The 23,939-nt window shown below is 68.3% G+C and carries 27 protein-coding genes; 8 read left to right on the forward strand and 19 right to left on the reverse strand.

What is annotated here, in order from left to right; all coding sequences use genetic code 11:
• The first annotated feature begins 29 nt into the window (after positions 1-29).
• Together QTI45_RS21265 and QTI45_RS21270 are read left to right on the forward strand one after the other, a co-directional pair.
• Positions 30-782, forward strand: a complete 753-nt coding sequence (locus QTI45_RS21265) for a hypothetical protein (RefSeq protein ID WP_286655806.1) — start codon at positions 30-32, stop codon at positions 780-782.
• Between the two features lie 14 nt (positions 783-796).
• Entirely contained in the window at positions 797-2,089 is a 1,293-nt protein-coding gene (locus tag QTI45_RS21270; RefSeq protein ID WP_286655807.1) for an esterase/lipase family protein, read from the forward strand.
• Here QTI45_RS21270 and QTI45_RS21275 read toward each other — a convergent pair.
• A complete protein-coding gene (locus QTI45_RS21275; RefSeq protein WP_286655808.1) occupies positions 2,040-3,467 on the reverse strand; it encodes a type II toxin-antitoxin system HipA family toxin in 1,428 nt (475 codons plus the stop codon). The genes QTI45_RS21270 and QTI45_RS21275 overlap by 50 nt on opposite strands.
• A complete protein-coding gene (locus QTI45_RS21280; RefSeq protein ID WP_286655809.1) occupies positions 3,464-3,850 on the reverse strand; it encodes a helix-turn-helix domain-containing protein in 387 nt (128 codons plus the stop codon). The genes QTI45_RS21275 and QTI45_RS21280 overlap by 4 nt, the downstream gene beginning before the upstream one ends.
• 125 nt (positions 3,851-3,975) lie before the next feature.
• Between QTI45_RS21280 and QTI45_RS21285 the strand changes: the two genes are divergently transcribed.
• Positions 3,976-4,668, forward strand: coding sequence for a P-loop NTPase family protein (locus QTI45_RS21285; RefSeq protein WP_286367949.1), 693 nt, complete (start codon positions 3,976-3,978; stop codon positions 4,666-4,668).
• A gap of 226 nt (positions 4,669-4,894) precedes the next feature.
• On the opposite strand, the gene QTI45_RS21290 is transcribed toward QTI45_RS21285, so the two are convergent.
• From QTI45_RS21290 to QTI45_RS21320, 7 genes are all read right to left on the reverse strand, one after another.
• A complete protein-coding gene (locus QTI45_RS21290) occupies positions 4,895-5,419 on the reverse strand; it encodes a disulfide bond formation protein B (protein ID WP_286655990.1) in 525 nt (174 codons plus the stop codon).
• Between the two features lie 2 nt (positions 5,420-5,421).
• Entirely contained in the window at positions 5,422-6,516 is a 1,095-nt protein-coding gene (locus QTI45_RS21295) for a sulfate/molybdate ABC transporter ATP-binding protein (protein WP_286655810.1), read from the reverse strand.
• A gap of 12 nt (positions 6,517-6,528) precedes the next feature.
• The gene (gene cysW, locus QTI45_RS21300; protein WP_286655811.1) at positions 6,529-7,425 is read right to left on the reverse strand and encodes a sulfate ABC transporter permease subunit CysW; all 897 of its coding nucleotides are present in this window, start codon (positions 7,423-7,425) and stop codon (positions 6,529-6,531) included.
• 3 nt (positions 7,426-7,428) lie between these two features.
• On the reverse strand, positions 7,429-8,316 hold the full coding sequence (cysT, locus tag QTI45_RS21305; protein ID WP_286367952.1) for a sulfate ABC transporter permease subunit CysT: 888 nt from the start codon (positions 8,314-8,316) through the stop codon (positions 7,429-7,431).
• Between the two features lie 85 nt (positions 8,317-8,401).
• The gene (locus QTI45_RS21310; RefSeq protein ID WP_286367953.1) at positions 8,402-9,400 is read right to left on the reverse strand and encodes a sulfate ABC transporter substrate-binding protein; all 999 of its coding nucleotides are present in this window, start codon (positions 9,398-9,400) and stop codon (positions 8,402-8,404) included.
• The gene (locus QTI45_RS21315) at positions 9,397-9,975 is read right to left on the reverse strand and encodes an RBBP9/YdeN family alpha/beta hydrolase (protein WP_286367954.1); all 579 of its coding nucleotides are present in this window, start codon (positions 9,973-9,975) and stop codon (positions 9,397-9,399) included. The genes QTI45_RS21310 and QTI45_RS21315 overlap by 4 nt, the downstream gene beginning before the upstream one ends.
• 163 nt (positions 9,976-10,138) lie before the next feature.
• Positions 10,139-11,056: a LysR family transcriptional regulator gene (locus tag QTI45_RS21320; protein WP_286655812.1), complete on the reverse strand. Its 918-nt coding sequence runs from the start codon at positions 11,054-11,056 to the stop codon at positions 10,139-10,141.
• 128 nt (positions 11,057-11,184) lie between these two features.
• Here QTI45_RS21320 and QTI45_RS21325 point away from each other — a divergent pair, with 128 nt between their 5' ends.
• Complete coding sequence (locus QTI45_RS21325) at positions 11,185-11,835, forward strand: FMN-dependent NADH-azoreductase (protein WP_286655813.1); 651 nt, start codon at positions 11,185-11,187, stop codon at positions 11,833-11,835.
• A gap of 76 nt (positions 11,836-11,911) precedes the next feature.
• Here QTI45_RS21325 and QTI45_RS21330 read toward each other — a convergent pair whose 3' ends face one another.
• The 10 genes from QTI45_RS21330 to QTI45_RS21375 all read right to left on the reverse strand — a co-directional run bounded on the left by QTI45_RS21330 (position 11,912) and on the right by QTI45_RS21375 (position 19,458).
• Positions 11,912-12,466, reverse strand: coding sequence for an NADPH-dependent FMN reductase (locus QTI45_RS21330; RefSeq protein WP_286655814.1), 555 nt, complete (start codon positions 12,464-12,466; stop codon positions 11,912-11,914).
• Positions 12,467-12,508: 42 nt separating this feature from the next.
• Positions 12,509-13,423, reverse strand: coding sequence for a serine O-acetyltransferase EpsC (gene epsC, locus QTI45_RS21335; RefSeq protein ID WP_286655815.1), 915 nt, complete (start codon positions 13,421-13,423; stop codon positions 12,509-12,511).
• A 129-nt stretch (positions 13,424-13,552) separates the two neighbouring features.
• Positions 13,553-13,768, reverse strand: a complete 216-nt coding sequence (locus tag QTI45_RS21340) for a TOBE domain-containing protein (protein ID WP_028250350.1) — start codon at positions 13,766-13,768, stop codon at positions 13,553-13,555.
• Between the two features lie 34 nt (positions 13,769-13,802).
• The gene (locus tag QTI45_RS21345) at positions 13,803-14,591 is read right to left on the reverse strand and encodes an ATP-binding cassette domain-containing protein (RefSeq protein WP_286655816.1); all 789 of its coding nucleotides are present in this window, start codon (positions 14,589-14,591) and stop codon (positions 13,803-13,805) included.
• Positions 14,588-15,421 (reverse strand): aliphatic sulfonate ABC transporter permease SsuC, encoded by an 834-nt coding sequence (gene ssuC / locus QTI45_RS21350; protein ID WP_286367960.1) that lies wholly within the window; start codon positions 15,419-15,421, stop codon positions 14,588-14,590. The genes QTI45_RS21345 and ssuC overlap by 4 nt, the downstream gene beginning before the upstream one ends.
• A gap of 10 nt (positions 15,422-15,431) precedes the next feature.
• The gene (ssuD, locus tag QTI45_RS21355; RefSeq protein ID WP_286655817.1) at positions 15,432-16,601 is read right to left on the reverse strand and encodes an FMNH2-dependent alkanesulfonate monooxygenase; all 1,170 of its coding nucleotides are present in this window, start codon (positions 16,599-16,601) and stop codon (positions 15,432-15,434) included.
• Between the two features lie 7 nt (positions 16,602-16,608).
• Positions 16,609-17,553 (reverse strand): sulfonate ABC transporter substrate-binding protein, encoded by a 945-nt coding sequence (locus QTI45_RS21360; protein ID WP_286367962.1) that lies wholly within the window; start codon positions 17,551-17,553, stop codon positions 16,609-16,611.
• 28 nt (positions 17,554-17,581) lie between these two features.
• Positions 17,582-17,722 (reverse strand): hypothetical protein, encoded by a 141-nt coding sequence (locus QTI45_RS21365; RefSeq protein ID WP_286655818.1) that lies wholly within the window; start codon positions 17,720-17,722, stop codon positions 17,582-17,584.
• Between the two features lie 106 nt (positions 17,723-17,828).
• Positions 17,829-18,413: an NADPH-dependent FMN reductase gene (ssuE, locus tag QTI45_RS21370; protein WP_286367964.1), complete on the reverse strand. Its 585-nt coding sequence runs from the start codon at positions 18,411-18,413 to the stop codon at positions 17,829-17,831.
• Between the two features lie 19 nt (positions 18,414-18,432).
• Positions 18,433-19,458 (reverse strand): sulfate ABC transporter substrate-binding protein, encoded by a 1,026-nt coding sequence (locus tag QTI45_RS21375; RefSeq protein ID WP_286655819.1) that lies wholly within the window; start codon positions 19,456-19,458, stop codon positions 18,433-18,435.
• A 127-nt stretch (positions 19,459-19,585) separates the two neighbouring features.
• Between QTI45_RS21375 and QTI45_RS21380 the strand changes: the two genes are divergently transcribed.
• The 4 genes from QTI45_RS21380 to QTI45_RS21395 all read left to right on the forward strand — a co-directional run bounded on the left by QTI45_RS21380 (position 19,586) and on the right by QTI45_RS21395 (position 23,937).
• Positions 19,586-19,861: an oxidative damage protection protein gene (locus QTI45_RS21380; protein WP_286367966.1), complete on the forward strand. Its 276-nt coding sequence runs from the start codon at positions 19,586-19,588 to the stop codon at positions 19,859-19,861.
• A gap of 20 nt (positions 19,862-19,881) precedes the next feature.
• Positions 19,882-21,756 (forward strand): bifunctional tRNA (5-methylaminomethyl-2-thiouridine)(34)-methyltransferase MnmC2/FAD-dependent 5-carboxymethylaminomethyl-2-thiouridine(34) oxidoreductase MnmC1, encoded by a 1,875-nt coding sequence (gene mnmC / locus QTI45_RS21385; protein ID WP_286655820.1) that lies wholly within the window; start codon positions 19,882-19,884, stop codon positions 21,754-21,756.
• A 35-nt stretch (positions 21,757-21,791) separates the two neighbouring features.
• Positions 21,792-22,688: a transglutaminase family protein gene (locus QTI45_RS21390; protein ID WP_286367968.1), complete on the forward strand. Its 897-nt coding sequence runs from the start codon at positions 21,792-21,794 to the stop codon at positions 22,686-22,688.
• A gap of 235 nt (positions 22,689-22,923) precedes the next feature.
• Positions 22,924-23,937 carry a patatin-like phospholipase family protein gene (locus QTI45_RS21395; RefSeq protein WP_286367969.1) on the forward strand — a complete coding sequence of 338 codons (1,014 nt, stop codon included), beginning with the start codon at positions 22,924-22,926 and terminating at the stop codon, positions 23,935-23,937.
• Positions 23,938-23,939 lie beyond the last annotated feature (2 nt).

The raw sequence follows: 23,939 nt of genomic DNA on the forward strand, positions 1-23,939 counted from the left end.
CCTGAGGCGAGGATGATAACGTGCAGGCCATGCGCGTTTCCCCTCTTTCCCTGCCCCTCGCCCGTCGCGCGTGGCTGGTCGGCGCCGGCGCCGCAGCCCTGGCACTGGCAGGCTGTTCTTCCACCGAGCGGGCCGAGCCCTACGCCAACAACGAATGGCTGCAGACCGGCGCCAACCGCATCGCCAACCTCGCGCTGCGCGACAACCTGCTGTCGGTGCGGCGGGTGCAGCTCTCGCTCTACCGCCGCAATCCGCGCGAATGGCGCAAGTGGTGCGCCAGCGCCGACGAGGCGATCAAGCGCACCTGGGATTCGATTTCGCAGAACGAGCCGCTGCCCCAGCTGCACGGCGCCTATGGGATCGATGCCGTCCGGCTGGCCTTCGAGACCGCGCCCAAGCCCTTCGAGGGCGATCGCGTCGCGGCGCTGGTGGTCGGCTGGGCGGCGCTGCTCAAGCAGGCCAACGGCGACACCTGGGAGCAGAACATGCTCGATGGCGTGAGCGCCGAGAACAGTTTCAGGGCGGCGCGCAACTTCGAGATCTCGCTGTGGCTGATCGGCTCGAAAACGGGGCCCGACGGGCAGCCGCTGCTGCTGGCCACCGAGATCAGCGATCGCGGGCGCAACCTGCTGGTCGACCGCGAGTTGTCGAAGGTGGTCGCCCGTCTGGATCTGCTGGCGGCGCAGGCCGACGAGAAGTACCGGCGCGCGGCGCTCGACTTCGGCCAGAACTGGTTTCTGGGCAGCCTCGGGCCCTTCTTCTCGATGGTGCCCAAGAACTGAGCGCGGTGCGCCAGATGACGGCCAGGACGCTCTCCCGCACGCTTCGCCTCGCACTGCTGGCGCTTTGCCTGCTGGCCGGCGGCTGCGGCCTGCTGCAGGCCGACCGGCAGATGAAGCGGCTCGATGCCGCGGTCTATTTCACGGGCATCGTCGAGACCGAGAACGCGGCGCGCGGCCCGATCGTGGTCGTGCTGTACAAGCTCGACGGCCCTCCCGAGCCGGTCTTCCTGGACGTGGTGCCGAGAACGCGGGGCGTCTACCACCTCGCGGCGCCGCCGGGCCGCTACGGGATCCTGGCCTTCGAGGACGTCGAGCGCGACCTGCGCTATCGGGCCGGCGAACCGGCGACGCTCTACGAGGGCGTCGCACTGGGCATGGAGGCCGTCGACCAGCCGCCTTCCGCGGCGAGCGGCCTCGGCCGGATCAGGATCCCGGCCGCGCCTCCCGCCAAGGTGCTGCCGGCCGTCTTCGACGAAGCCTACGAGGCCCTGGTGCGCCGGCGCAACGAGGTGTTCGGCGCCTCGGCCACCATCGACGAAGGGCGATTCGCACCGGAACAGGTACGCGCGGGCCTGTTCCGGCCGCTCGGATTCATCGCGGAGGGCCGATCGGGGCTCTTCTTGCTGGAGCCCTACGATCCGCAGCGGATCCCGGTGATCTTCGTGCACGGCATCGGCGGCTCGCCTCGCGACTGGGCGCACGTCATCGACAAGCTGGACCGCACGCGCTTCCAGCCGTGGGTCTTCTTCTATCCGTCGGGAGTTTCCATCGGCCTGTCGGCTCTGCTGCTCAACAACGCACTCGATGAACTGCATCACCGGCACGGATTCGCCACCAGCATCGTGGTTGCCCACAGCATGGGCGGCCTGGTGGTCCGGGGGGCGCTGAACATCGTCCTGCGCGAAGGCCGCACGCCGCCGGTGCATCACGTGGTGACGATCTCGACGCCGTGGCTGGGCCATGCGGCAGCACGCTGGGCGGACATCGGGCCGACACGCGTGCCCGGATCGTGGCTCGACATGGCGCCCGATTCTGCGTTCCTGAGCGATCTGATGGTGGTGCCGCGGCCTGCCGACATCCGGTACACGCTTTTCTTCGGCTACGGCGGCGCGTCGCGCTGGGTCTCGGGCAACAACGACGGCACCGTCTCGCTGCAGAGCGTGCTGCCGGCCGGCATCCAGTCACGCGCCGACTCCGTCTTCGGCTTCGACGAGGATCACGCCTCGATCCTCCGGTCGGACGAGATGGTCGACAAGCTCATGCAGCGCCTGCGGGCGGAGGCGGACCCGCTGCCGGCGTCGCGCTGAGGTCGTCCTGGAACCACTCGGCGCCGGGGTGGCGCTTGCGCCATGAAGAAACGCTGGCATTGGATTCGATGTACGCGGCCAGCCGCGCCCGGTGGGCCGGCGAGAGCGGCAGCGTCTTCAACAGGCCGGGCCAGCTTCGCATCGCCCGGTCGATGCAGTCCGCCACGACCTCGCGCAACTGCTTTTCGGGTATGTCCCAGGCGTTGGCGAGTTGCCGCAGCGTCGCGGGCGTGAGCAGCGTCCTCGGCTTCTGGCCCGGAAAGAACTGCAGGCCGTGCCCAGAGCCCTTGAAGTACACGCCGTAGGCGACGATGTCGTAGGCCTTCGACAGCTCGGGCCTGGCCTGACCCGGCAGGTAGACGAGGCTGAAGTTCTTCAGGTGGGCGTCGTAGTTGCCCAGCAGCTCCGAGACCTTGATGCGCCGCAGCAGTTCGGCCACGTCGGCCTCGCCCCTGGCCGAGCGGCGCTTGAGCAGCAGGCCGATGGCCGCGTAGGTGCCCGAGTACTTGTACTCCGAAGGCGTTCCGGTGACCTGCGCGAAGTCTTCCATGTGCAGGCGCCGCGTCTCGGTGTCGACGTCGCGATCGAAACGGGACACCAGCAGGAAGTTGCGCTCGTCCTTCTGGAGCGCGTAGGGCAATTGATCGGCGATGGCCGACAGCGGCTGCAAGGAGGCATCGCAGGTGTTCACGCCGGCGGCCGCGGCCAGCCTCAGTGCGCTGTACTCGACTTCGGGAAGCCGGTCGTATTCGGCCGTCGGCAGCTTGCCGATGAAGTGCCGGCCGCCCGACCGCCTGGAGCGCATCACGTAGCGCCCCGCAGCACCCTGGACCAGCGCCACCTTGGGCTGGACGCCCGAGATCGACGTCTGCTGGGGCGTCGGCACCTGGCCCGAGCTCATCTCGTAGCTGTCGCGGCTTTGCCCGATCAGGCGCCCCAGCGCGGAGTCCTCGAGCGTCTCCGCATCGGCCCAGACGTCGCCCGGCAGGTCGCCTCCGCAGGCCGCAAGAAGGCCCAGTTCATCGTTCACCTCGAGCCCCAGGTCGCCGATCAGCTGCTTGCGCAGCGGGCCTTCGGGAAGCAGGTTCTGGAAGAACGGCGGCAGGCCGAAGCTGCCGTCGCCGCGGTTCGCGTCGAGGGCCGGGTCCAGCAGCTGCGCCACGGTGGCGGCCTCGGCCTCGGCAACGGCCTGCGCCACCCTCTCGGCGCTGCCCTCGGTCGCCGGCGCCACCACGTAGAGCTGCGACTGCACGGGGCGCGACGGGTTCTTGGCATAGGCGTCGTCGAAGCGGAAGTACACCCGCCCGTCGTCGAGCCCGAACAGCGAGCCGACCTCGGTCCTGCCGAGCCGGATGCGCAACGAACGGACCACGCTCACGGCAGGCGCCGCCGCGGGGGCGACTGCATCAGGCCGCGAACCTCGTCTTGCAGGCCCGTCCGCTTGGTGTCGGTGCCGAATCGCGCCAGGTCGGCCACCGCCTGCGGCACGAACTGCAGCTCGAGCTCCAGGCAACGCAGCAGGGCCAGCAGCGTATTGAGTTCGACATTGCCCCGGCCCGCTTCGAGCGCGCCGAGCGTGTTTCTGGATATGCCGGCCTTCGCCGCCAGTTCGGACACGGTCATGGCGCGATCCTTGCGCGCCTGGCGCAGGAAGCTCCCGATGGCGGCGAGCGTCGTCATGCGCAACATCCTGGGCAAATCGTCCACATGCAAAGCATGTTGCGCAATGCGGCTCTCAAAGTCAATGGAAATGACCAACATACTGAGCATTTTTTAATTTTGCACAACTTGATGATCACCCCTCTGCGGCCGCCTGGCCTTCGCGCCCGCGCAACCCGGCCCCCTAGAATGATCCGGATTTTTCACCCCACTCTGGCAGGAACCTCATGAGCTCCATCAATTTCATCGGCGGCGAAAAAGGCGGTGTCGGCAAATCGGTCACGGCGCGGGTGCTGGCGCAATATTTCATCGACCACAGCCGGCCGTTCGTGGGTTTCGATACGGATCGTTCGCACAGCTCTTTCACCCGTTTCTATGAAGGCTTCGCCTCACCCGTGGTGGTGGACAGCTTCGAAGGCCTCGACACGGTGGTCAACGGCTTCGAGACGAACCCGCAGCAGAGCGTGATCGTCGACCTGGCGGCGCAGACCCTGGCGCCGCTGTCGCGCTGGATCAAGGAGTCCGACCTGTTCGACGTCTTCGCCGAACTCGGCGTGGCGGTGAACTTCTGGCACGTGCTCGATGACGGCAAGGATTCGAGCGATCTGCTGGGCACCTTGATCGACACCTTCGGCGACCGGCCGAACTACATCGTGGTGCAGAACTATGGGCGCGGCAACGACTTCGGCCTGCTGCTCGGCTCCCAGTCGCTCAGCAAGGCCACCGCGCACGGCGCCCGCGTCATCGCCCTGCCCCGGCTGCACGACGCCAGCATGCGCAAGATCGACGCGCGCAACACGAGTTTCTGGAAGGCGGTCAACGACCGCGAAGGCCCGCACGCGCTCGGGCTGCTCGAGCGCCAGCGCGTGAAGACCTGGCTGGCGACAGCCTACGCCGCCTTCGACACCCTGCCGTTGTAGGCTCGCCCCCAGGTTGCCCGGCACTTCGTGTCCGGGCGCCCACCCCCTGCCGGGGGCAACACCAGCGGCCCGGCGAAGCCGGTTCCGCGGTGATTCGCTCGCCCCCCAGGTTGCCCGGCACTTCGTGTCCGGACGCCCACCCCCTGCCGGGGGCAACACCAGCGGCCTGGCAAAGCCAGTTCCGCGGTGTTCCACCAACGGGCCTGGCTGCGCCGGCCGACGCGAATCAGTGGGCGGTGGCGAATGTCGGGCGCGGCGCGGCGCGGCGGAACAGCAGCACCAGCAGCAGCACCGAGAAGCCCGCGAACGCGATGAACGACCAGTTGGCGATCGACAGGCCGAGGAAGGTCCAGTCGACCTGCGAGCAATCGCCGGCGCCGCGGAAGATCATCGGCAGCGCGCGCTGCAGCGGGAAGGTCTCGATCATTCCATAGATGTCGCGGCCGCAGGTGACGACTTCGGGCGGATACCACTGCAGCCAGCTCTGGCTGGCCGCCGTGTAGGCGCCGCCCAGCGCGGCCACCAGGGCCAGCAGCATGCCGGCGACGCGCAAGGCCTTGCCGCCGCTGGCGGCGCCCAGACCGGTGAAGACGGCCACCAGCACCAGCGCATAGCGTTGCACGACGCACATCGGGCAAGGCTCGAGGCCGACCACGTGTTGCAGGTACATGCCGAAGGCGAGCATCGCGATGCAGGCCAGGCAGATCAATGCCAGTGCACGCCGCGGCGCGCCGAAATACCAGTCGATCACATTCAAGGTGAAACCCAATCCTCTACGAACACCCTCGCCTTGCGCGGCGTGGCGACCACCTTGTCGCCTTCGTGCAATGCGAGGTCCCGGAACTGTTGCGCAGGGAGTTGCGCCTCGATGATGGTTCCGGAGCCCGGATTATCTGGATTCGATTCGACCGGTTCGAGTTCCAGCCGCGCGATCGGTCCCACCACGATGGCACGGGTCAGGGTCGCGACGATGCCGCTGGCGCCCGGGGCGTAGCGCTCGACGCCGAGGTCGTGCGGCCGCACATAGGCCAGCGCCTTGCCGTCGCGCAGGCCCTGCTGGTCGCGCGTATCCAGGCGGATGCCCTCGACCTGCACCTCGCCCTCGAGCGAGCGGCCGTGGAACAGGTTCACGTCGCCCAGGAAGCCGTAGACGAAGGGGCTGGCCGGGTGGTCCCACACCTGCTGCGGCGAGCCGACCTGCTCGATGCGGCCGCTGTTCATCAGCACCACGCGGTCGGCCACTTCGAGCGCTTCTTCCTGGTCGTGGGTGACGAAGATGCTGGTCACGTGCAGTTCGTCGTGCAGCCGGCGCAGCCAGCGGCGCAGTTCCTTGCGCACCTTGGCGTCGAGCGCGCCGAAGGGTTCGTCGAGCAGCAGCACCTTGGGCTCGACCGCCAGCGCCCGGGCCAGCGCGATGCGCTGGCGCTGGCCGCCCGACAGCTGCGACGGATAGCGGTCCGCGAGCCAGTCGAGCTGCACCAGCTTGAGCAGGTCGTGCACCTTGGCCTTGATCTGCGCCTCGCTCGGGCGCAGGCCGCGCGGCTTGACGCGCAGGCCGAAGGCGACGTTCTCGAACACCGTCATGTGGCGGAACAGCGCGTAGTGCTGGAACACGAAGCCGACCTGGCGCTCGCGCACATGGACGTCGGTGGTGTCCTCGCCCGAGAACAGGATGCTGCCGGCGCCCGCGGTCTCCAGGCCCGCGATGATGCGCAGCAAGGTGGTCTTGCCGCAGCCCGAGGGGCCCAGCAGCGCGACCAGCTCGCCCGAGGCCACGTCCAGGCTGACATCGCGCAAGGCGTGGAAATCACCGAATTGCTTGCTGACGTTTCTGATTTCGATGCTCATGATTTCTCTTTCTCAGGTCGCCGGCGTCGGACGCTCGGGCGGCAGTTCGGCAATCGCCTTCATCTCGCGCTCGTGGCGCCACTCGATGACCGACTTGATCACCAGCGTGACCAGCGCCAGGATGGCCAGCAGCGAAGCCACCGCAAAGGCGGCCACCGACTGGTATTCGTTGTAGAGCACTTCGACGTGCAGCGGCATGGTGTTGGTCTGGCCCCGGATGTGGCCCGACACCACCGACACCGCGCCGAACTCGCCCATGGCGCGCGCATTGCACAGGATCACCCCGTACAGCAGGCCCCACTTGATGTTGGGCAGGGTGACGCGCCAGAAGGTCTGCCAGCCGGTGGCGCCGAGCACGATCGCGGCCTGCTCCTCGTCGGTGCCCTGCGCCTGCATCAGCGGGATCAGTTCGCGCGCGATGAACGGGAAGGTCACGAACACGGTCGCCAGCACGATGCCGGGCACGGCGAAGATGATCTTGATGTCATGCGCCTGCAGCCAGGGTCCGAACCAGCCCTGCGCGCCGAACACCAGCACGTAGATCAGGCCCGCCACCACCGGCGACACCGCGAACGGCAGGTCGACCAGGGTCGTGAGGATCGCCTTGCCGCGGAACTCGAACTTGGCGATGGCCCAGGCCGCCGCCACGCCGAAGACCAGGTTCAGCGGCACCGCGATCGCGGCCGTGAGCAGGGTCAGGCGGATCGCCGCCCAGGCGTCGGGCTCCTTGAGCGCCTCGAGGTAGGCCGTGAAGCCCTTGCGCAGCGCCTCGGCCGCGACCGCGGCCAGCGGCAGCACCAGGAACAGGAACATGAAGACCAGCGCGATGCCGATCAGCGTGCGCCGGACCCAGGCCGACTCGGTGGTGCCGGCCTGCACGCGGCCGATGGTTTTCGAAGGTGCGTTCATGGTTCAAGCCTCCGAACGGCGCCGCTTCCACCCCTGCAGGCCATTGATGACCAGCAGCAGCACGAAGGAAATGACCAGCATCACCAGCGCCACCGCAGTGGCGCCCGCGTAGTCGTACTGCTCGAGCTTGCCGATGATGATCAGCGGCGTGATCTCCGAGATCATCGGCATGTTGCCGGCGATGAAGATCACCGAGCCGTACTCGCCGATCGCCCGCGCGAAGGCCATCGCGAAGCCGGTCAGCAGCGCCGGCATGATCGACGGCAGGATCACCTTGGTGAAGGTCTGCAAGCGCGTCGCCCCGAGACTGGTCGCGGCCTCTTCGAGCTCTTTCTCGGTGTCCTCGAGCACCGGCTGCACCGTGCGCACCACGAAGGGCAGGCCGATGAAGATCAGCGCGATCACCACGCCCGCGGGCGTGAAGGCCAGCTTGATGCCGAGCGGCTCCAGGAACTGGCCGACCCAGCCATTGCCGGCCAGCAGCGCGGTCAGCGAGATGCCGGCCACGGCGGTCGGCAGGGCGAAGGGCAGATCGACCAGCGCATCGACGATCCGCTTGCCTGGGAACTTGTAGCGCACCAGCACCCAGGCCACGAGCAGCCCGAACACCAGGTTGACCAGCGCCGCGAGCAGCGAGGCGCCGAAGGTCAGCCGGTACGAGGCCATCACGCGCGGCGAGGTCACCGCCACCCAGAACTGATCCCAGCTCATCGTGAAGGTCTTGAAGACCAGCGCCGACAGCGGGATCAGCACGATCAGACTCAGGTAGAGCACGGCGTAGCCGAGCGTGAGGTGAAAGCCCGGCAGCACGCGACGCGACACGCCGCGGCTCGCGCCAGACGCAAGCGGCGCTGCCGCGGACGGCAGCGCCGATGTAGCGGCACCGCTCATCGTGCCCCCACGCTCAGCGCTGGCGCGTCATCGCTGCCCCCCGAGGGGGCGTTCGCTCGCTTGAAGCGGTTCTGCGCCGAGCTCATTACTTGGCGCCGGGCGTGTAGAGCTTGTCGAACTGGCCGCCGTCGTTGAAGTGCACCTTCTGCGCTTCGCCCAGGCTGCCGAACAGTTCCTGCACCGTGAACAGCTGCAGCGGCTTGAAGGTCGCGGCGTTCTTCTTGAGCACCGCCTCGGAACGCGGGCGCAGCGCATGCTTGGCGGCGATCTCCTGCGCTTCTTCCGAATAGAGGTAGTCGAGGTAGGCCTTGGCGAGTTCGCCGGTGCCCTTCTTGTTGACCGTGCGCTCGACGATCGCAACCGGGTTCTCGGCCAGGATGCTGATCGACGGGTACACCGCGTCGACCTTGCCCGAGCCGAACTCGCGATCGATCGACACCACTTCGGATTCGAAGGTGATCAGCACGTCGCCGATGTTGCGCTGCAGGAAGGCGGTGGTGGCATCGCGGCCGCCGCGCGCCAGGATCGGCACGTTCTTGAACAGCTTGCCGACGAACTCGGCCGCCTGGGCATCGGTGCCGCCCTTCTTCTTCACGTAGCCCCAGGCCGCCAGGTAGGCGTAGCGCCCGTTGCCGCCGGTCTTCGGGTTCACGACCACGACCTGGACGCCGGGCTTGATCAGGTCGTCCCAGTCCTTGATGCCCTTCGGGTTGCCGTTGCGGGTCAGGAACAGCATCGTCGAAGTGGTCGGCGAGGCGTTGTACGGGAAGCGCTTGGGCCAGTCCTTGGCAACCACGCCGGCATTGGCCAGGAAGTCGATGTCGGTCGAGGTGTTCATGGTCACGACGTCGGCGTCGAGGCCGTCGGCCACCGCCCGCGCCTGGGCGCTGGAGCCGCCGTGCGACTGGTCGATCTTGACCTCCTTGCCGGTGGTCTTCTTGTAGTTGGCAACGAAGGCGGCGTTGTAATCCTTGTAGAACTCGCGCGCCACGTCGTACGAGGCGTTGAGCAGGGTCTGGGCCGACGCGGCCCCGCTGGCGGCGAGCACCAGCGTGCCGATGAGAGTCTTGATTCTGGAGGTCATAGGGTTGCCAAAGGTACGAAATCTTGACGGCCGGCCATCAGCGTGGTCGGCTCGTCGGTCAGCGATTGGAGCAGTGCAAGGCCCAGCGGCCAGTCGCCATGTCCGGATTCGATGTTGATGTGGCCGGCATTCTGCATCCGAACGAATTCGCTGCCCCAGGCGCGGGCATAGGCGCCGGCCAGCCGGACCGGGCAGAAGGGATCGTTGCTGCTCGCCACCACGATGCTGCGGTACGGCAGGCGGCCGAAGGGCACCGGAGCGAAATCGCTCAGGACGGCGCGCCGCTCGGGGTCCGCGGGCGCCACCAGCAAGGCGCCGCTGATGCGCGCGGCGGCGGCTTCCGACAGGTGCGTGGTCGCGATGCAGCCCAGGCTGTGGGCGGCGATCACCACCGGGCCCGGGCTTTCGAGCACCAGCTTTTCCAGCGCCGCGACCCAGGCCGCCCGGCTCGGCGTGATCCAGTCGTCCTGCACCACCCGCACTGCGCCCTGCATGCGCTCGGCCCACAGGCTCTGCCAATGACCCGGCCCGGAATCGCGCCAGCCCGGCACGATGATGATGGTCGCCTTGCTCATGCGCGGCTCGCGGTTCGGATCGGCAGCAGCTTGCCGGCGCGGCGACCGGAAATCGCCGGCTGGCAGAGGGTGATGCGGTTCATGGCCGCCATTTTGCAAACCAACGCTTAATCGGCAAACGAATATCTACTTGTTTGAATATGAGCTTTTCGACATAAGCAGCCTATTCCGCCAGGTGATGCGGCTCGGCGCCGTCGAGGTTCTCGACCAGGAAGTCGATCAGGCGGCGCACCGCCGGCACCAGGGCGCGACGCGCCGGGAACACCGCGTGGCAGATGCCTGGCGCCGGCCCCCAGCCGGGCAGCACTTCCACCAGCTTGCCGGCGTTGATCTCCCGGCGGCACATGTAGTCCGGCAGCACCGAGGCGCCAACCCCCTGCACCACCGCGAACTTGAGCGTCAGCAGGTCGTCGGCGACATAGCGCGGCGTGTGGGCATGGACGATCACCTTGCCGCCCGCGCCTTCGAGCCTGAAGCTGGCGCGGCCGTCGCCGGTCGACATCGCCACCGTGTCGAGCTGGCCGAGATCGGCCGGCGTCGAAACCGGGCCCTGGCGCTCGAGCAATTCCGGGCTGGCCACCAGGATGCCGCGGCTGTCGCCGAAATTCCTGGCCACCAAGGTGGCGCTGTCCTCGATCGTCGGGCGCACGCGCAGGGCCACGTCGACGCCCTCCTCGACCGGGTCGACCGGCCGGTTCAGCACCCGCATCTCGACCCGGACCTGCGGATAGCGGCGCATGAACTCGGGCAGCAAGGGCCCGACGCTGCTGTGCGCCAGCGTCACGGGGCAGCTCAATCGCACCGTGCCGCTGGGCTCGGTCTGGATCTGCGCCACCGCCTCGGACGCCGCCTGCGCGGCATCGCGCATCGCCGCGCAGTGCTTGAGGTAGATCTCGCCGGCGGGCGTCAGCGACAGCCGCCTCGTGCTGCGCTGCATCAGCTGGACGCCGAGCTGGGCCTCGAGGTCGGCGACCCGCCGCGAGAGCCGCGACTTGGGAATCCCGAGCGCCCGACTGGCGGCAGCGAAACCGCCACGCTCGGCGACCTCGGCAAAAAACACCATGTCGTTGAGGTCCTGCATGAGTCACTGTCCTATATTTGGAACGAACTAAGCCATTTTTGCAGACTTATCAATCAATCGCTACAAAAATAGAATTCATCCCACGCCGACCGATTCCAGTGCCGGCGCTTTCAAAGAAAGCAATGATCATGAAACTCCTGCACGTCGATTCCAGCGTCCTCGGAGGCAACTCCGTCTCCCGCCAGCTCACCGCCGAAATCGTGGCCGACTGGCGCAACGCCCACCCGAACACGAGCGTCGAATACCTCGACCTCGCGGTGGACACCCCGAACCATTTCAGCGCCGACGCCCTCGGCATCAAGGTCGGCGTCCAGGCCGAACCGACCGAAGCACAGCGCCGCGAGAACGAGGTCTCCGAGCGCCTGGTGACGCAATTCCTGGCTGCCGACGTGATCGTCGTCGGCGCACCGCTCTACAACTTCACGGTGCCGACCCAGCTCAAGGCATGGATCGACCGCCTGGCACAAGCCGGCCGCACCTTCAAGTACACCGACAAGGGCCCGGTCGGCCTGGCCGGCGGCAAGACCGTGATCGTCGCCTCGACCCGTGGCGGCCTGTACTCGACCAGCGAAGGCGGCCAGGCGATGGAGCACCAGGAGAGCTACCTGAAGGTGATCTTCGGCTTCTTCGGCATCACCGATGTGCGCTTCGTGCGCGCCGAAGGCGTCGGCATGGGCGATGCGGCCAAGGCTGCCGCGCTGAGCGCCGCCCGGGCCGACATCGCAGTCGCGACCGCCGGCAAGGCGGCCAACCAGGACCAGGCTGCCCTGGCGGCCTGATCCCGAACCGGACGCAGCGCGCGTCCAGGCCTTGAAAGGGGCGGTCCGCATCGAGCGGGCCGCCCCTTTCGCGTTCTCACTTGCCGCTGTGGGTCTTGATCCAGGCGACGTACTTGTCGACCCAGCCCTGCAGGAACTGCTTGCTGCCCTCGGCAATGTGGCCCTTGTCGTCGAACATGCCCTCCTTGTTCTGGATGTAGACCTCGGGCTGGGCGAGCGTCGGCATGTCGAGATAGGCCAGGATCGGGCGCAGGTGCTGCTGCGCCGCCGCGGTGCCGATCGGCCCCACCGAGACGCCCACCACACCGGCCGGCTTGCCGGCCCAGGCGCTCTGGCCATAGGGCCGGGAGGCGTTGTCGAGCGCGTTCTTGAGCACGCCCGGAATCGAGCGGTTGTATTCGGCCGTGACGAACAGCACGCCGTCGGCAGCCGCGATCTCGGTCTTCAGGCGCCGCACGGAGGGAGCCTGATTGCCGTCGTCGTCCTGGTTGTAGAGCGGCAGGTCGTCGATGCGCACATGCTCGAAGGTGAAATCCTCCGGTGCGAGGTGGGCGATCGCGAGCGCGAGCTTGCGGTTCAGCGAATCCTTGCGCAGGCTGCCGATGACGACGGCAATCTTTTTCTGGGCCATGAAGACTCCTTGGGACGGGTTGAGGATGAGAAGGACGATAGCTCAGGCGCGCTGCCGCTGCGGCGCGTTCTGCAGGCTGGCCTGCGACACGTTCGCACCGGGCGGCACATCGTCGGTGATCCAGACGTTGCCGCCGATGGTCGCTCCCTTGCCCAGCCTGACGCGCCCGAGGATGGTCGCGCCGGCGTAGATCACGACATCGTCCTCGACCACCGGGTGCCGTGGCAGGCCCTTCTGCAGGTTGCCCTCGGTGTCGGTCGGAAAGCGCTTGGCGCCCAGCGTGACCGCCTGGTAGATGCGCACCCGCTTGCCGATCACGGCCGTCTCGCCGATCACCACGCCGGTGCCGTGGTCGATGAAGAAGCCGGCGTCGATGCGTGCGCCCGGGTGGATGTCGATGCCGGTCTGGGAGTGCGCCAGTTCGGCCGCGATGCGCGCCAGCAGCGGCAGCCCCAGCCCATAGAGCTGATGCGCCAGACGGTGATGGATCATCGCCAGGATCCCCGGATAGCACAGCAGCACCTCGTCGACGCTGCGCGCCGCGGGGTCGCCCTGGAAGGCGGCCAGCACGTCGCCGTCGAGCAGGCGCCGGATGCCCGGCAGTGCAACGGCGAACTCGCGCACCGCACTGCCGGCCTGGGCGTCGATATCCTCGGCCGCGCGCGGCTCGTGGCGCGCCGTGTAGCGCAGTTCGAGCCGCGCCTGGTTCAGCAGCGAATGCAGGGCGGTGTCGAGGGTGTAGCCGACATAGAAATCCTCGCTCTCGTGGCGCAGTTCCGGCGGGCCCAGGCGCATCGGGAACAGCGCCCCCTTGAGCGACTCGACGATCTCGGCGACCGCTTCGCGCGACGGAAACTCGCGGCTGCCGGGTTCGCGCGAACGCCGCTGCGAATCGCGCCATTCATCGCGCGCCTCGTGCAGCGCGCTGACGATGTCGCCGACATCGAATAAGGACATGCGAACTCCTCCAGTCGTGGGGCATCGACGATGCACCATCGCGCAAGACCCCACGACCTGCGGGTCTTGTCGCTCGGAACGTTCTCCGAGCGAGACCGCCGCGGGCGCAGTGCCTTCGAGGAGCAAAGTTCACAGCTTGGCGATCGATACCTCGGTCGACTTCACCAGCGCGACCACGTCGGAGCCGGGCTTCAGTTGCAGTTCGTCGACCGAGCGCGTGGTGATGACCGAGGTCACGATGCCCCATGCGGTTTCGACATCGACTTCGGAGACGACATCGCCGCGGATGATCTCGCGCACCTTGCCCTTGAACTGGTTGCGCACATTGATGGCCTGGATGGACATGAAAACTCCTTCGGATTGGAAAATGAACCTGGACTCACACGGCCCAGCGCAGGACGTGCGCGGGCCCATCGGTCCAAGGGGTGTCGTTGGCGGGTTCGGCGTCGGGCTTCTGCAGCACGCGATCGAGGATGCGTTTCTCGATCGCCGCGAAGGCCGGATCACCCTGGGAGCGCGGCCTCGCCAGCGCGATGTTCTCGTCCAGCGCGATGCGGCCGTCCTCGATCAGGATCACGCGATCGGCCAGCGCCACCGCCTCCTGCACGTCGTGCGTCACCAGCAGCGCGGTGAAGCGATGACGCAGCCACAGGCTCTCGATCAGGCGGTGCATCTCGATCCGGGTCAGCGCATCGAGCGCACCCAGCGGCTCGTCGAGCAGCAGCAGCTTGGGCTGGTGCACCAGCGCCCGGGCCAGCGCCACGCGCTGGCGCTGGCCGCCCGACAGGCGCGCCGGCCATTCGCCGCTGCGCTCGGCCAGGCCGACCTGCGCCAGCACCTCCCGGCCACGGGCGCGGTCGGCGTCGGGCAGGCCCAGCGCGACGTTGTCGATCACCCGGCGCCATGGCAGCAGGCGTGCCTCCTGGAACATGATCCGGGTGTCGTCGTGCAATCCCTCGACCGGCTTGCCGTCGGTGAAGAGCGCGCCTTCGGAAGCCGGCTCCAGACCGGCGACCAATCGCAGCAGCGTGCTCTTGCCGCAGCCGCTGCGGCCGACGATGGCGATGAACTGGCCGGGCTCGATGGCCAGTTGCGTGTTGCGCAGCACTTCGCGCTCGCCATAGCGCTTCGACAGGCCGCGGATGTCGAGCCGAACGCCCCCGCTCATTTCGCCGCTCCGTAGGCCGGGTGCCAGCGCAGCCAGCCGCGTTCGAGGCCGCGCGCCAGCAGGTCGGCCAGCTTGCCGAGCAGCGCGTACAACAGGATGCCGACCAGCACGATGTCGGTCTGCAGGAACTCGCGGGCGTTCATCGTCAGGTAGCCGATGCCCGACTGCGCCGAGATCGTCTCGGCCACGATCAGGATCACCCACATGAGTCCGAGCGAGAAGCGCAGTCCGACCAGGATCGAGGACATCGCGCCGGGCAAGATGACCTCCTTGTAGAGCTGCCAGCGGGTCAGGCCATAGGTGCGCCCCATCTCGATCAGCTGCGGATCGACATTGCGGATGCCGTGGAAGGTGTTGAGGTAGATCGGGAAGAAGACCGACACCGCGATCAGGAACAGCTTGGCCGACTCGTCGATGCCGAACCACAGGATCACCAGCGGAATCAGGGCCAGCGCCGGAATGTTGCGCACCATCTGCAAGGTCGAATCGAGCAGCGTCTCGGCCACTTTCACGGAGCCGGTCAGCAGGCCCAGCACCAGCCCGAGGCCGCCGCCGATCGCCAGCCCGGTCAATGCCCGTGCCGCGCTCACCTTGACATGGGTCCACAGTTCGCCCGATGCAGCCAGCCGCCACGCGGCCTTGACCACGTCGACCGGCGCCGGCAGCACGCGCGTCGACAACCAGCCGAGCGACGAGGCGATCTGCCAGACGACGATGAGCCCGACGGGCACCAGCCATGGCAGCAGGCGCCGGGCGACGCCGAAGGCGAAGCCGCGGAACGCGCCCAGCGACGGCGCGGCCACCGGCAGGCTTTGTACTTGTTGATTCATGGGGAGTCCTTCAACTCTGGGAAGCGAGGCGCGAAGGCGCGTCGAGATTGGCGACCACTTCACCGAAGGGCCCGCTCAGCACCTGCCCCGGCAGGCCCGGCCGCTGCTTGCGCGGCAGCAGCGGGAACACCAGTTCGGCGAAGCGATAGGACTCCTCCAGATGCGGATAGCCCGACAGGATGAAGTTGTCGATGCCCAGCGCTGCGTACTCCTCGATGCGCGCCGCGACGGTCTTCGCATCGCCCACCAGCGCCGTGCCCGCGCCGCCGCGCACCAGGCCGACGCCGGCCCACAGGTTGGGGCTGATCTCGAGCTCTTCGCGCGTGCGCCTGACACCGCCCGCATGCAGCGCCGCCATGCGCCGCTGGCCCTCGGAATCCATGCGAGCGAACGCGGCCTGGGCACGCGCCACGGTCGCGTCGTCGACCCGGCTGATCAGCGACTCGGCGGCGCGCCAGGCTTCGTCCTCGGTATCGCGCACGATCACGTGCAGGCGGATGCCGAACTTCGGCGCCCTGCCCTTGCGCTCTGCACGCTGGCGCACGTCGGCGATCTTCTTCGCGACTTCGGCGGGCGGCTCGCCCCAGGTCAGATAGGCATCGACCTGCTCGGCGGCGAGCTCGTGGGCCGCGGCCGACGAGCCGCCGAACCACACCGGCGGATGCGGCTTCTGCGTCGGCGGGAACAGGAGCTTGGCGCCCTTCACGCTCAGGTGCTTGCCCTCGAAGTCGAAACTCCCGCCGTCGTGGCTGCGCGCGATGATCTCGCGCCAGATGCGGATGAACTCGGCCGACTGCTCGTAGCGCGAAGCATGGTCCTGGAACACGCCGTCGCCTTCGAGTTCGGCCTGGTCGCCGCCGGTGACCAGGTTCACCAGCACCCGCCCGCCCGAGAGCCGGTCGAAGGTCGCCGCCATGCGCGCGGCCAGGCTGGGCTGGTGCAGTCCGGGCCGCACCGCGACCAGGAACTTGAGCCGCCGCGTGGCGCCGATCAGGCTCGATGCGATGACCCAGGGGTCCTCGCAGGAACGGCCGGTCGGGATCAGCACGCCCTCGTAGCCGAGCGAGTCGGCGGCGCCGGCGATCTGCTGCAGATAGTCGAGATCGACCGCGCGCGCGCCCTCGGTGGTGCCGAGGTAGCGGCTGTCGCCGTGGGTGGGGAGGAACCAGAAAACTTGCATGGGCACCTCAGACGGCGGCTTCGAGCAGATTGATCTTCCTGGGGATCAGGCCGAGCGCGAGGAAGGTGTCGGCGATCTGCTGCTGCTCGCCGAGGATCGCCTTGGTGATCGGCCCGGTGCCGAACCGGGTGCGCGACACCGACAGGTCGACCACCGGCTGCGGCAGGCCCCAGAGCGCTGCGAGTTCGGCCGCGAAGGCACCCTTGTTGGCCTCGCCCCACTGGTCGACCTTGTCGAGTTCCTCGATCAGGACCTTGATCACATCGGCGTTCTTGCCCGCATAGTCGAGCGACGAGAAATAGAAGGCCCGGTTGCCGACCACGCCGGTGGCGTCGACCAGCAGCCTCGCATCGAGCGTCTTCTGCGCCGCCGCCAGGAACGGGTCCCAGATCACCCAGGCGTCGATCGAGCCCTTCTCGAACGCCGCGCGGGCATCCGCCGGCGGCAGGAAGACGACGTTGACGTCGCCGTAGGCAAGGCCGTGCTTCTCGAGCAGCTTGACCAGGAAGTAGTGGACGTTGCTGCCCTTGTTGAGCGCGACCTTCCTGCCCTTGAGGTCCTTGACCGACTGGATCGTCGACGCCTTCGGCACGATCACCGCCTCGGACTGCGGACGGGTCACGGTCGCCGCCACGTAGGCCAGCGGCGCCCCGGCGGCCTGCGCGAAGATCGGCGGCGCCTCGCCGACATCGCCGAAGTCGATCGAGCCGACATTGAGTGCCTCGAGCTGCACCGGGCCGGCGCTGAACTCGGTCCACTTGATGGCCACGCCCAGCGGCGCGAGGCGCTTTTCGAGCGTGCCGCGGCCCTTGAGCAGGCTCAGGTTGCCCTTCTGGTGGCCGATGCGCAGGGTGCGAGCGGGAGCCTGGGCGAAAGAGGAAAGCGCCGGCAGTGCCAGCGCGGCTGCGCTGACTTGAAGAAGCCGTCGGCGGATCGAGGAATGCGGGTTCATGAGAGTGCTTTCATTCAGGCTGCGCAAATCACAGCGGCGCGAACGGGGTCGCCAGCAAGCCGGTGACGAGCGCGAGCGCGGCCACCACCAGCAGGCTGATCGCGAGGTCGGCGAGCGCCTGGCGCAGCGGGCGCGGGGCTTGGAAGTCGTCGGTGAGAACGGGCGGCATGCGTTTCTTTCGGGCAAAGAAAGTCCCGCGCCGCGAGAGCGGCGTTTCGAATCGGGATCGGGGTTGTTGAATGGAGGCGGCGCCGCGCGGGGCCGGCGCCGGACAGTCAGACGCTACATCGGACGCGCGAGAAATCGACCGGCTCGAAGCCCCAGGCCGGCGGCAGCCGGAGGCCTTCGCTGGCCAGCGTCTCGACCGCATCGTCGAGCCGCTGGGCCAGCTCGGATTGCAGCTGGTAGGCGCCTTCGGGCTGCAGCGTGACCTGGCCATCGGTCGCATAGACGCCCGGCAGGATATGGCGCGCCGCCAGCGACTGCAGCACCGGGCGCAGCGCATAGTCGAGCGCCAGCATGTGGTGCGGACTGCCGCCGGTGGCCAGCGGAAGCACGGTCTTGCCCTTGAGCGCCGACTGCGGCAGCAGGTCGAGAAACACCTTGAGCACGCCGCTGTAGGCGGCCTTGTAGACCGGCGTCGCGATCACGACCACGTCGGCGCGCCGCAGCTGTTCGACGGCGCGCTGCACCGAAGGATGCGAGGCCTCGCCGAGCAGCAGCGCATGGGCCGCGAGTTCGCGGATCGCGAGCCGCTCGACCGGCACATCGCGCTCGGCGAGCCGTGCCGCCACCGCGTCGAGCAGCACGGCGGATCGCGAGGGTGCCGAGGGGCTTCCGGCTATCAGGAGAACGGACATCGGCAACCTTGGGTGCGGCTTACTTCTTGGCCAGGTAGATCTGGTCGAAGGTGCCGCCGTCAGCGAAGTGCGTCTTGTCGGCCTGGGCCCAGCCGCCGAAGGCGTCGTCGATCGTGAACAGCGTGAGCTTGGGGAACTGGCTCGCGTACTTGGCCTTCGCCTTCTCGGAGGTCGGGCGGTAGAAGTTGCGGCCCGCCACGTCCTGGCCTTCGTCGGAGTACAGGTACTTGAGGTACTCCTCGGCCACGGCGCGCGTGCCCTTCTTGTCGACCACCTTGTCGACCACGGTCACGGTCGGTTCGGCCAGGATGCTGATCGAAGGCGCCACGATGTCGAACTTGTCGGCGCCGAATTCCTTCAGCGCCAGGTAGGCCTCGTTCTCCCAGGCCAGCAGCACGTCGCCGACGCCGCGCTGGACGAAGGTGATCGTCGAGCCGCGGGCGCCGGTGTCGAGCACAGGCACGTTCTTGTAGAGGTTGCCGACGAATTCCTTGGCCTTGGCATCGCCGCCGTACTTGCGCTTGGCGAACTCCCAGGCCGCCAGGTAGTTCCAGCGCGCGCCGCCCGAGGTCTTCGGGTTCGGCGTGATCACCTGCACGCCGGGCTTGACCAGGTCGTCCCAGTCCTTCAGGCCCTTGGGATTGCCCTTCTTGACCAGGAAGACGATGGTCGAGGTGTAGGGGGCCGAGTTGTGCGGCAGGCGCTTCTGCCAGTCGGGCTTGACCAGGCCGCCATGCGTGACGAGCGCATCGGTGTCGCCGGCCAGCGCCAAGGTCGCGACATCGGCGTCGATGCCGTCGATGATCGAGCGCGCCTGCTTGCCCGAGCCGCCATGCGACTGCTTGATCGTCACGTCCTGGCCGGTCTTGGCCTTCCAGTACTTGGCGAAGACCTGGTTGTAGTCGACGTAGAGTTCGCGCGTCGGGTCGTAGGAGACGTTGAGCAGGGTCACGCTTTGGGCGAACGACGGCATTGCCGTCAGGGCGATGCTGGCTGCGGCGGCGGCACCGAGGGAAAGCTTGATAAAGTCGCGGCGAAGGCTCATGGTCTTGTGCTCGTAAATGGCATAACGCTGAAGTCACGTATTCTGGATACGGCATATGGAATAGCGAACGACTGAGTTCTCACTTCCAAATAACGAAATCAACTAAGACACCCACAAAGGCATCCAAATGGCACGCATGGTCCAGTGCATCAAGCTCGGCAAAGAGGCCGAAGGCCTCGATTTCCCGCCCTATCCGGGCGAACTCGGCAAGCGCCTGTGGGAGAACGTCAGCAAGGAGGCCTGGGCCGCCTGGCTCAAGCAGCAGACGATGCTGGTCAACGAGAACCGCCTGAACCTCGCCGATGCACGCGCCCGCCAGTACCTGGCGCGGCAGATGGAAAAGCACTTCTTCGGCGATGGCGCCGACGTCGCTCAGGGTTACGTGCCGCCGCCCGCCGCCTGAGCCCCGGGTTCTCGCGCGCGATGGCCGAGCCCGTCGACTGGCGCGCCGACGGCATTCCGCGCAGCGCGCGCTTCGATGACATCTACCACTCCGAGAGCGGCGCGCCGGCACAGGCCCGCCATGTGTTCCTGGGCGGCTGCGGACTGCCTGCGGCCTGGGCCGGCCAGGCGCAATGGCGGATTCTCGAAACCGGCTTCGGTTTCGGCCTCAATTTCCTGACAGCCTGGCACGCCTGGCGCGAAGACCCGCAGCGGCCGCGGCTGCTGCATTTCGTCTCGATCGAAGCCTTTCCGGTCTCGCGCGAGGATCTGCTGCGCGCGGCCGGCGCCTATCCGGATCTGCTGCCGCTGGCCGAAATGCTGGCGGCGCAATGGCACGGCCTGCTGCCGGGCTTCCATCGCCTTGGCTTCGCTGGCGGACAGGTGCTGCTCACGCTGTGCATCGGCGACGTGCAGCCGATGCTGCGGGCCCAGCGCTTCGAGGCCGACGCGATATTCCTCGACGGCTTCAGCCCGCAGCGCAATCCGGCCATGTGGTCGGCCGACACGCTGAAGGCGGTGTCGCGCTTCGCACGGCGCGGCACCCGCATCGCCACCTGGACGATCGCCCGGTCGGTCTGCGACGCGCTGGCGCAAAGCGGGTTCCGATTGACCAGGTCACCGGGGCTGCCGCCCAAGCGCGACTGCCTGCAGGGCGTTTTCGAGCCGGCCTGGGAGCCGCGGCGCCGCGGGCCGGCAGCGCCGCCCCCTGCCACGCCAGGCCGCTGCGCGGTGATCGGTGCCGGGCTGGCCGGCGCCGCAGTGGCCGCGAGCCTGGCGAGGCGCGGCTGGCAGGTGCGGGTGCTCGATGCCGCGCAGCGTCCCGCAGCGGGTGCGTCGAGCCTGCCGGCCGGCATGCTGGCGCCGCATGTGTCGCCCGATGACGCGCTGCTCTCGCGGCTGACCCGGGCCGGCATCCGCCTGACCTGGCAGCAACTCGAGGCGCTGCTCGCGGAAGGCGTCGACTGGCGCGCCAGCGGCGTGCTCGAGCGGCGTGCCGCCGGCGACGCCCGCCTGCCGTCCGGCTGGAGCGAAATGGGCCCCAATGAATCCTGGCGGGCCGGCGAAGCGCGGTTGCGCGCGGCGGGCCTGCCCGCCGACGCCCTCGCGCTCTGGCATGCGCGCGCCGGCTGGGTGCGCCCTGCGCGGCTGGTCGAGGCCTGGCTCGCGCAACCGGGCGTGCTTGTCGAAACCGGCTGCCGCGTGGCGCGCATCGAAGCAACGGGCGAACCGGCCGCCGGCTGGGCGCTGCGCGACGCCGGCAACCGCTTGCTCGCCGAGGCCGATCGCGTCGTGATCGCCGCCGGCTTCGAGAGCGGCGCCCTCGCGCCCGCCTATCCGCTGCAGCCGGTGCGAGGCCAGGTCGAATGGGGCCGCATGGCGGACACCCAACGCTTGCCCGAGGCGCCCGTGAATGGCGATGGCCATCTGATCGCCGGCGTGCCCACCGCCGACGGCCGGCTCTGGCTCGCCGGCGCCACCTTCGATCGCGACAGCACCGATGCCGCGCCGCGCGCCGCCGACACGGCCTTCAATCGCGAGCGGCTGGCCCGGCTGCTGCCCGAGGCAGCGGCGCAGCTCGATGCCGCCTTCGCATCCGGCGCGACCGGGACCTGGACCGGCGTGCGCTGCGCTTCGGCCGATCGCAGGCCGCTGGTCGGGCCGCTGTCATCCGGATCGGCCGATGGCATCTGGCTGTGCACCGCGCTCGGATCGCGCGGCCTGAGCTTCGCCACGCTGTGCGCCGAGTTGCTGGCGGCGCAGTGGCATGCCGAGCCGCTGCCGCTGCCGATCAAGCTCGCCCAGGCCCTCGATGCGCGCCGGGCGACCGAGCCGGGATCGGCGAGTGCAATGTAGTCGAGCAGCGCGGGGCGCCCGAGGGACAATGCCCCATGGCCATCCGCTACGACATCACCCACACCACCGTCTACCGCTACAAGACGCCCGTCACCTTCGGGCTGCATCGCGTGATGTTCAGGCCGCGGGACAGCCATGACCTGCGGGTGCTGGCCACCGACCTGGAGGTCAGCCCCCAGGCCTATGTCCGGATGATCCAGGATCCGCATTCCAATTCGGTCGCGCTGGTCCAGCCGATGGGCGAGGCGACCGAGTTGCGCATCGTGTGCTCGTTCACGATCGAGCATGTGCCGACGCCGATCGACGAACTCGCGCTGGACCCTGCGGCCGAAGTGCTGCCCTTCGCCTACTCGCTGGAGGAGCGGCTCGACCTCGAGCACTACCTGCGACCGCATCACGACGATCCGGACGGCACGCTGATCCGCTGGGCACACCAGTTCCTGCACACCGACCAGCCGAACAACACGCGCGACGTGCTGACGCGCATGAACGCGCACGTCGGCCAGAGCCTGCGCTATGTCGCGCGCGACGAGGAAGGCACGCAGACACCGCTGCAGACCCTCACGCTCGGCAGCGGCAGCTGCCGCGACTACGCGCTGCTGATGATGGAAGCCGCGCGCCGGCTCGGCATCGCGACGCGCTTCGTCTCCGGCTATCTCTACGACGCGGCGCTCGACACCGGCGAGGCGGAGCCGGGCCAGGCGGTCACCGGTTCGGGCAGCACCCACGCCTGGCTTCACGCCTACCTGCCGGGCGCCGGCTGGGTCGCCTTCGATCCCACCAACAACCTGATGGCGAGCAGCCAGCTGATCCGGGTCGGCGTGGCGCGCGACCCGGCCCTGGCGGCGCCGATCTCGGGCAGCTGGTACGGCGATGCCGAAGCCTATGAAGGACTCGAAGCAACAGTGGTGGTGCGCCGGCTCCCGGGCTGAGCGCCGTTCGGCGCCGCCAGCACCGGATTCAGCAGCCGTAAAAGCGCGCTTGCGCAAGCGCCACGAAGACATTGCCGCAACGACCACCGCTCACTTAAAGTGGCGCATCGCGCCTCCTGGGCGCACTTCTTGCTGCTGACACCGTGCGGACACGGCACCGCCCGACACTCTCGCCACTCGATTCGCGACGAGGAAACGGCTCAGCAGCGGCAACGCTTCGCTTCGGAGGTTCTGATTGAAGACTTTTCCCATTGACCTGGCCTTGCAGGGAGGCGGCTCGCACGGCGCCTTCACCTGGGGCGTCCTCGACCGCCTGCTCGAGGAGCCGTGGCTGCGCCTCGATGGCATCTCCGGCACCTCGGCCGGCGCGATGAACGCCGCGGCCCTGGCTTCGGGTCACGCGGTGGGCGGGGCCGAGGGCGCACGCGAGTCGCTCGACAAGTTCTGGCGCGGGGTTTCCGACGCCGCCAGGTTCAGCCCCTTCAAGCGCAGCTGGATGGACATGCTGACCGGCACCTGGACCCTCGAGAATTCGCCGGCCTTCGTTGCGGCCGACCTGGCGACGCGCCTGTGGTCGCCCTACGACATCAATCCGCGCGGCATGAATCCGCTGCGCGGCATCCTGGCCGACCTGATCGACTTCGACCGCCTCACGGCCTCGCCGATCAAGCTGTTCGTCACCGCCACCAACGTTCGCACCGGCCGCGGCCGGGTGTTCCGCAATGCCGAGCTGACGCCCGAGGTACTGCTGGCATCGGCCTGCCTGCCGACCATGTTCCACGCGGTGGAGATCGACGGCGACCCGTACTGGGACGGCGGCTACGCCGGCAATCCGACCATGACGCCGCTGATCCGCGAATGCCAGTCGAGCGACACGCTGCTGATCCAGATCAATCCGGTCGAACGGGCGGGCATCCCGCGCAGCGCCACCGAGATCAACAACCGGCTCAACGAGCTGTCCTTCAACTCGCCGCTCCTCAAGGAGCTGCGCATGATCGCGCTGCTGCACCAGGTGGCCGATCCCGGGCACGGCGAAGGCGCGGCCTGGGCCCGGATGCGCATCCACCGCATTGCCACCGACGCCATGCTCGCGCTCGGGGCGTCCTCGAAGATGATCTCGGAGTGGCCCTTCCTGTGCCAGCTGCGCGATGAAGGGCGGCGCTCGGCGCAAGCCTTCCTCGACGCCCACAAGGGCGACATCGGCAAGCGCTCGACACTCGACCTCGACGCTCTGCTCGAAGGGGTCTGAGG

Origin of the sequence: Variovorax saccharolyticus (assembly GCF_030316765.1) — a bacterium.
Classification (GTDB): Bacteria; Pseudomonadota; Gammaproteobacteria; order Burkholderiales; family Burkholderiaceae_C; genus Variovorax; species Variovorax saccharolyticus.

Coding starts and splice junctions, on each gene's coding strand:
- QTI45_RS21285 (WP_286367949.1), top strand. CDS start 3,976: ATGAGCTCCATCAATTTCATCGGCGGCGAAAAAGGCGGTGTCGGCAAA.
- QTI45_RS21315 (WP_286367954.1), bottom strand. CDS start 9,975: ATGAGCAAGGCGACCATCATCATCGTGCCGGGCTGGCGCGATTCCGGG.
- cysW (WP_286655811.1), bottom strand. CDS start 7,425: ATGAACGCACCTTCGAAAACCATCGGCCGCGTGCAGGCCGGCACCACC.
- QTI45_RS21295 (WP_286655810.1), bottom strand. CDS start 6,516: ATGAGCATCGAAATCAGAAACGTCAGCAAGCAATTCGGTGATTTCCAC.
- QTI45_RS21365 (WP_286655818.1), bottom strand. CDS start 17,722: ATGCCGCCCGTTCTCACCGACGACTTCCAAGCCCCGCGCCCGCTGCGC.
- QTI45_RS21375 (WP_286655819.1), bottom strand. CDS start 19,458: ATGAGCCTTCGCCGCGACTTTATCAAGCTTTCCCTCGGTGCCGCCGCC.
- QTI45_RS21320 (WP_286655812.1), bottom strand. CDS start 11,056: ATGCAGGACCTCAACGACATGGTGTTTTTTGCCGAGGTCGCCGAGCGT.
- QTI45_RS21360 (WP_286367962.1), bottom strand. CDS start 17,553: ATGAACCCGCATTCCTCGATCCGCCGACGGCTTCTTCAAGTCAGCGCA.
- QTI45_RS21380 (WP_286367966.1), top strand. CDS start 19,586: ATGGCACGCATGGTCCAGTGCATCAAGCTCGGCAAAGAGGCCGAAGGC.
- ssuD (WP_286655817.1), bottom strand. CDS start 16,601: ATGCAAGTTTTCTGGTTCCTCCCCACCCACGGCGACAGCCGCTACCTC.
- QTI45_RS21390 (WP_286367968.1), top strand. CDS start 21,792: ATGGCCATCCGCTACGACATCACCCACACCACCGTCTACCGCTACAAG.
- mnmC (WP_286655820.1), top strand. CDS start 19,882: ATGGCCGAGCCCGTCGACTGGCGCGCCGACGGCATTCCGCGCAGCGCG.
- epsC (WP_286655815.1), bottom strand. CDS start 13,423: ATGTCCTTATTCGATGTCGGCGACATCGTCAGCGCGCTGCACGAGGCG.
- QTI45_RS21330 (WP_286655814.1), bottom strand. CDS start 12,466: ATGGCCCAGAAAAAGATTGCCGTCGTCATCGGCAGCCTGCGCAAGGAT.
- QTI45_RS21270 (WP_286655807.1), top strand. CDS start 797: ATGACGGCCAGGACGCTCTCCCGCACGCTTCGCCTCGCACTGCTGGCG.
- ssuE (WP_286367964.1), bottom strand. CDS start 18,413: ATGTCCGTTCTCCTGATAGCCGGAAGCCCCTCGGCACCCTCGCGATCC.
- cysT (WP_286367952.1), bottom strand. CDS start 8,316: ATGAGCGGTGCCGCTACATCGGCGCTGCCGTCCGCGGCAGCGCCGCTT.
- QTI45_RS21280 (WP_286655809.1), bottom strand. CDS start 3,850: ATGTTGGTCATTTCCATTGACTTTGAGAGCCGCATTGCGCAACATGCT.
- QTI45_RS21345 (WP_286655816.1), bottom strand. CDS start 14,591: ATGAGCGGGGGCGTTCGGCTCGACATCCGCGGCCTGTCGAAGCGCTAT.
- QTI45_RS21325 (WP_286655813.1), top strand. CDS start 11,185: ATGAAACTCCTGCACGTCGATTCCAGCGTCCTCGGAGGCAACTCCGTC.
- ssuC (WP_286367960.1), bottom strand. CDS start 15,421: ATGAATCAACAAGTACAAAGCCTGCCGGTGGCCGCGCCGTCGCTGGGC.
- QTI45_RS21310 (WP_286367953.1), bottom strand. CDS start 9,400: ATGACCTCCAGAATCAAGACTCTCATCGGCACGCTGGTGCTCGCCGCC.
- QTI45_RS21265 (WP_286655806.1), top strand. CDS start 30: ATGCGCGTTTCCCCTCTTTCCCTGCCCCTCGCCCGTCGCGCGTGGCTG.
- QTI45_RS21340 (WP_028250350.1), bottom strand. CDS start 13,768: ATGTCCATCCAGGCCATCAATGTGCGCAACCAGTTCAAGGGCAAGGTG.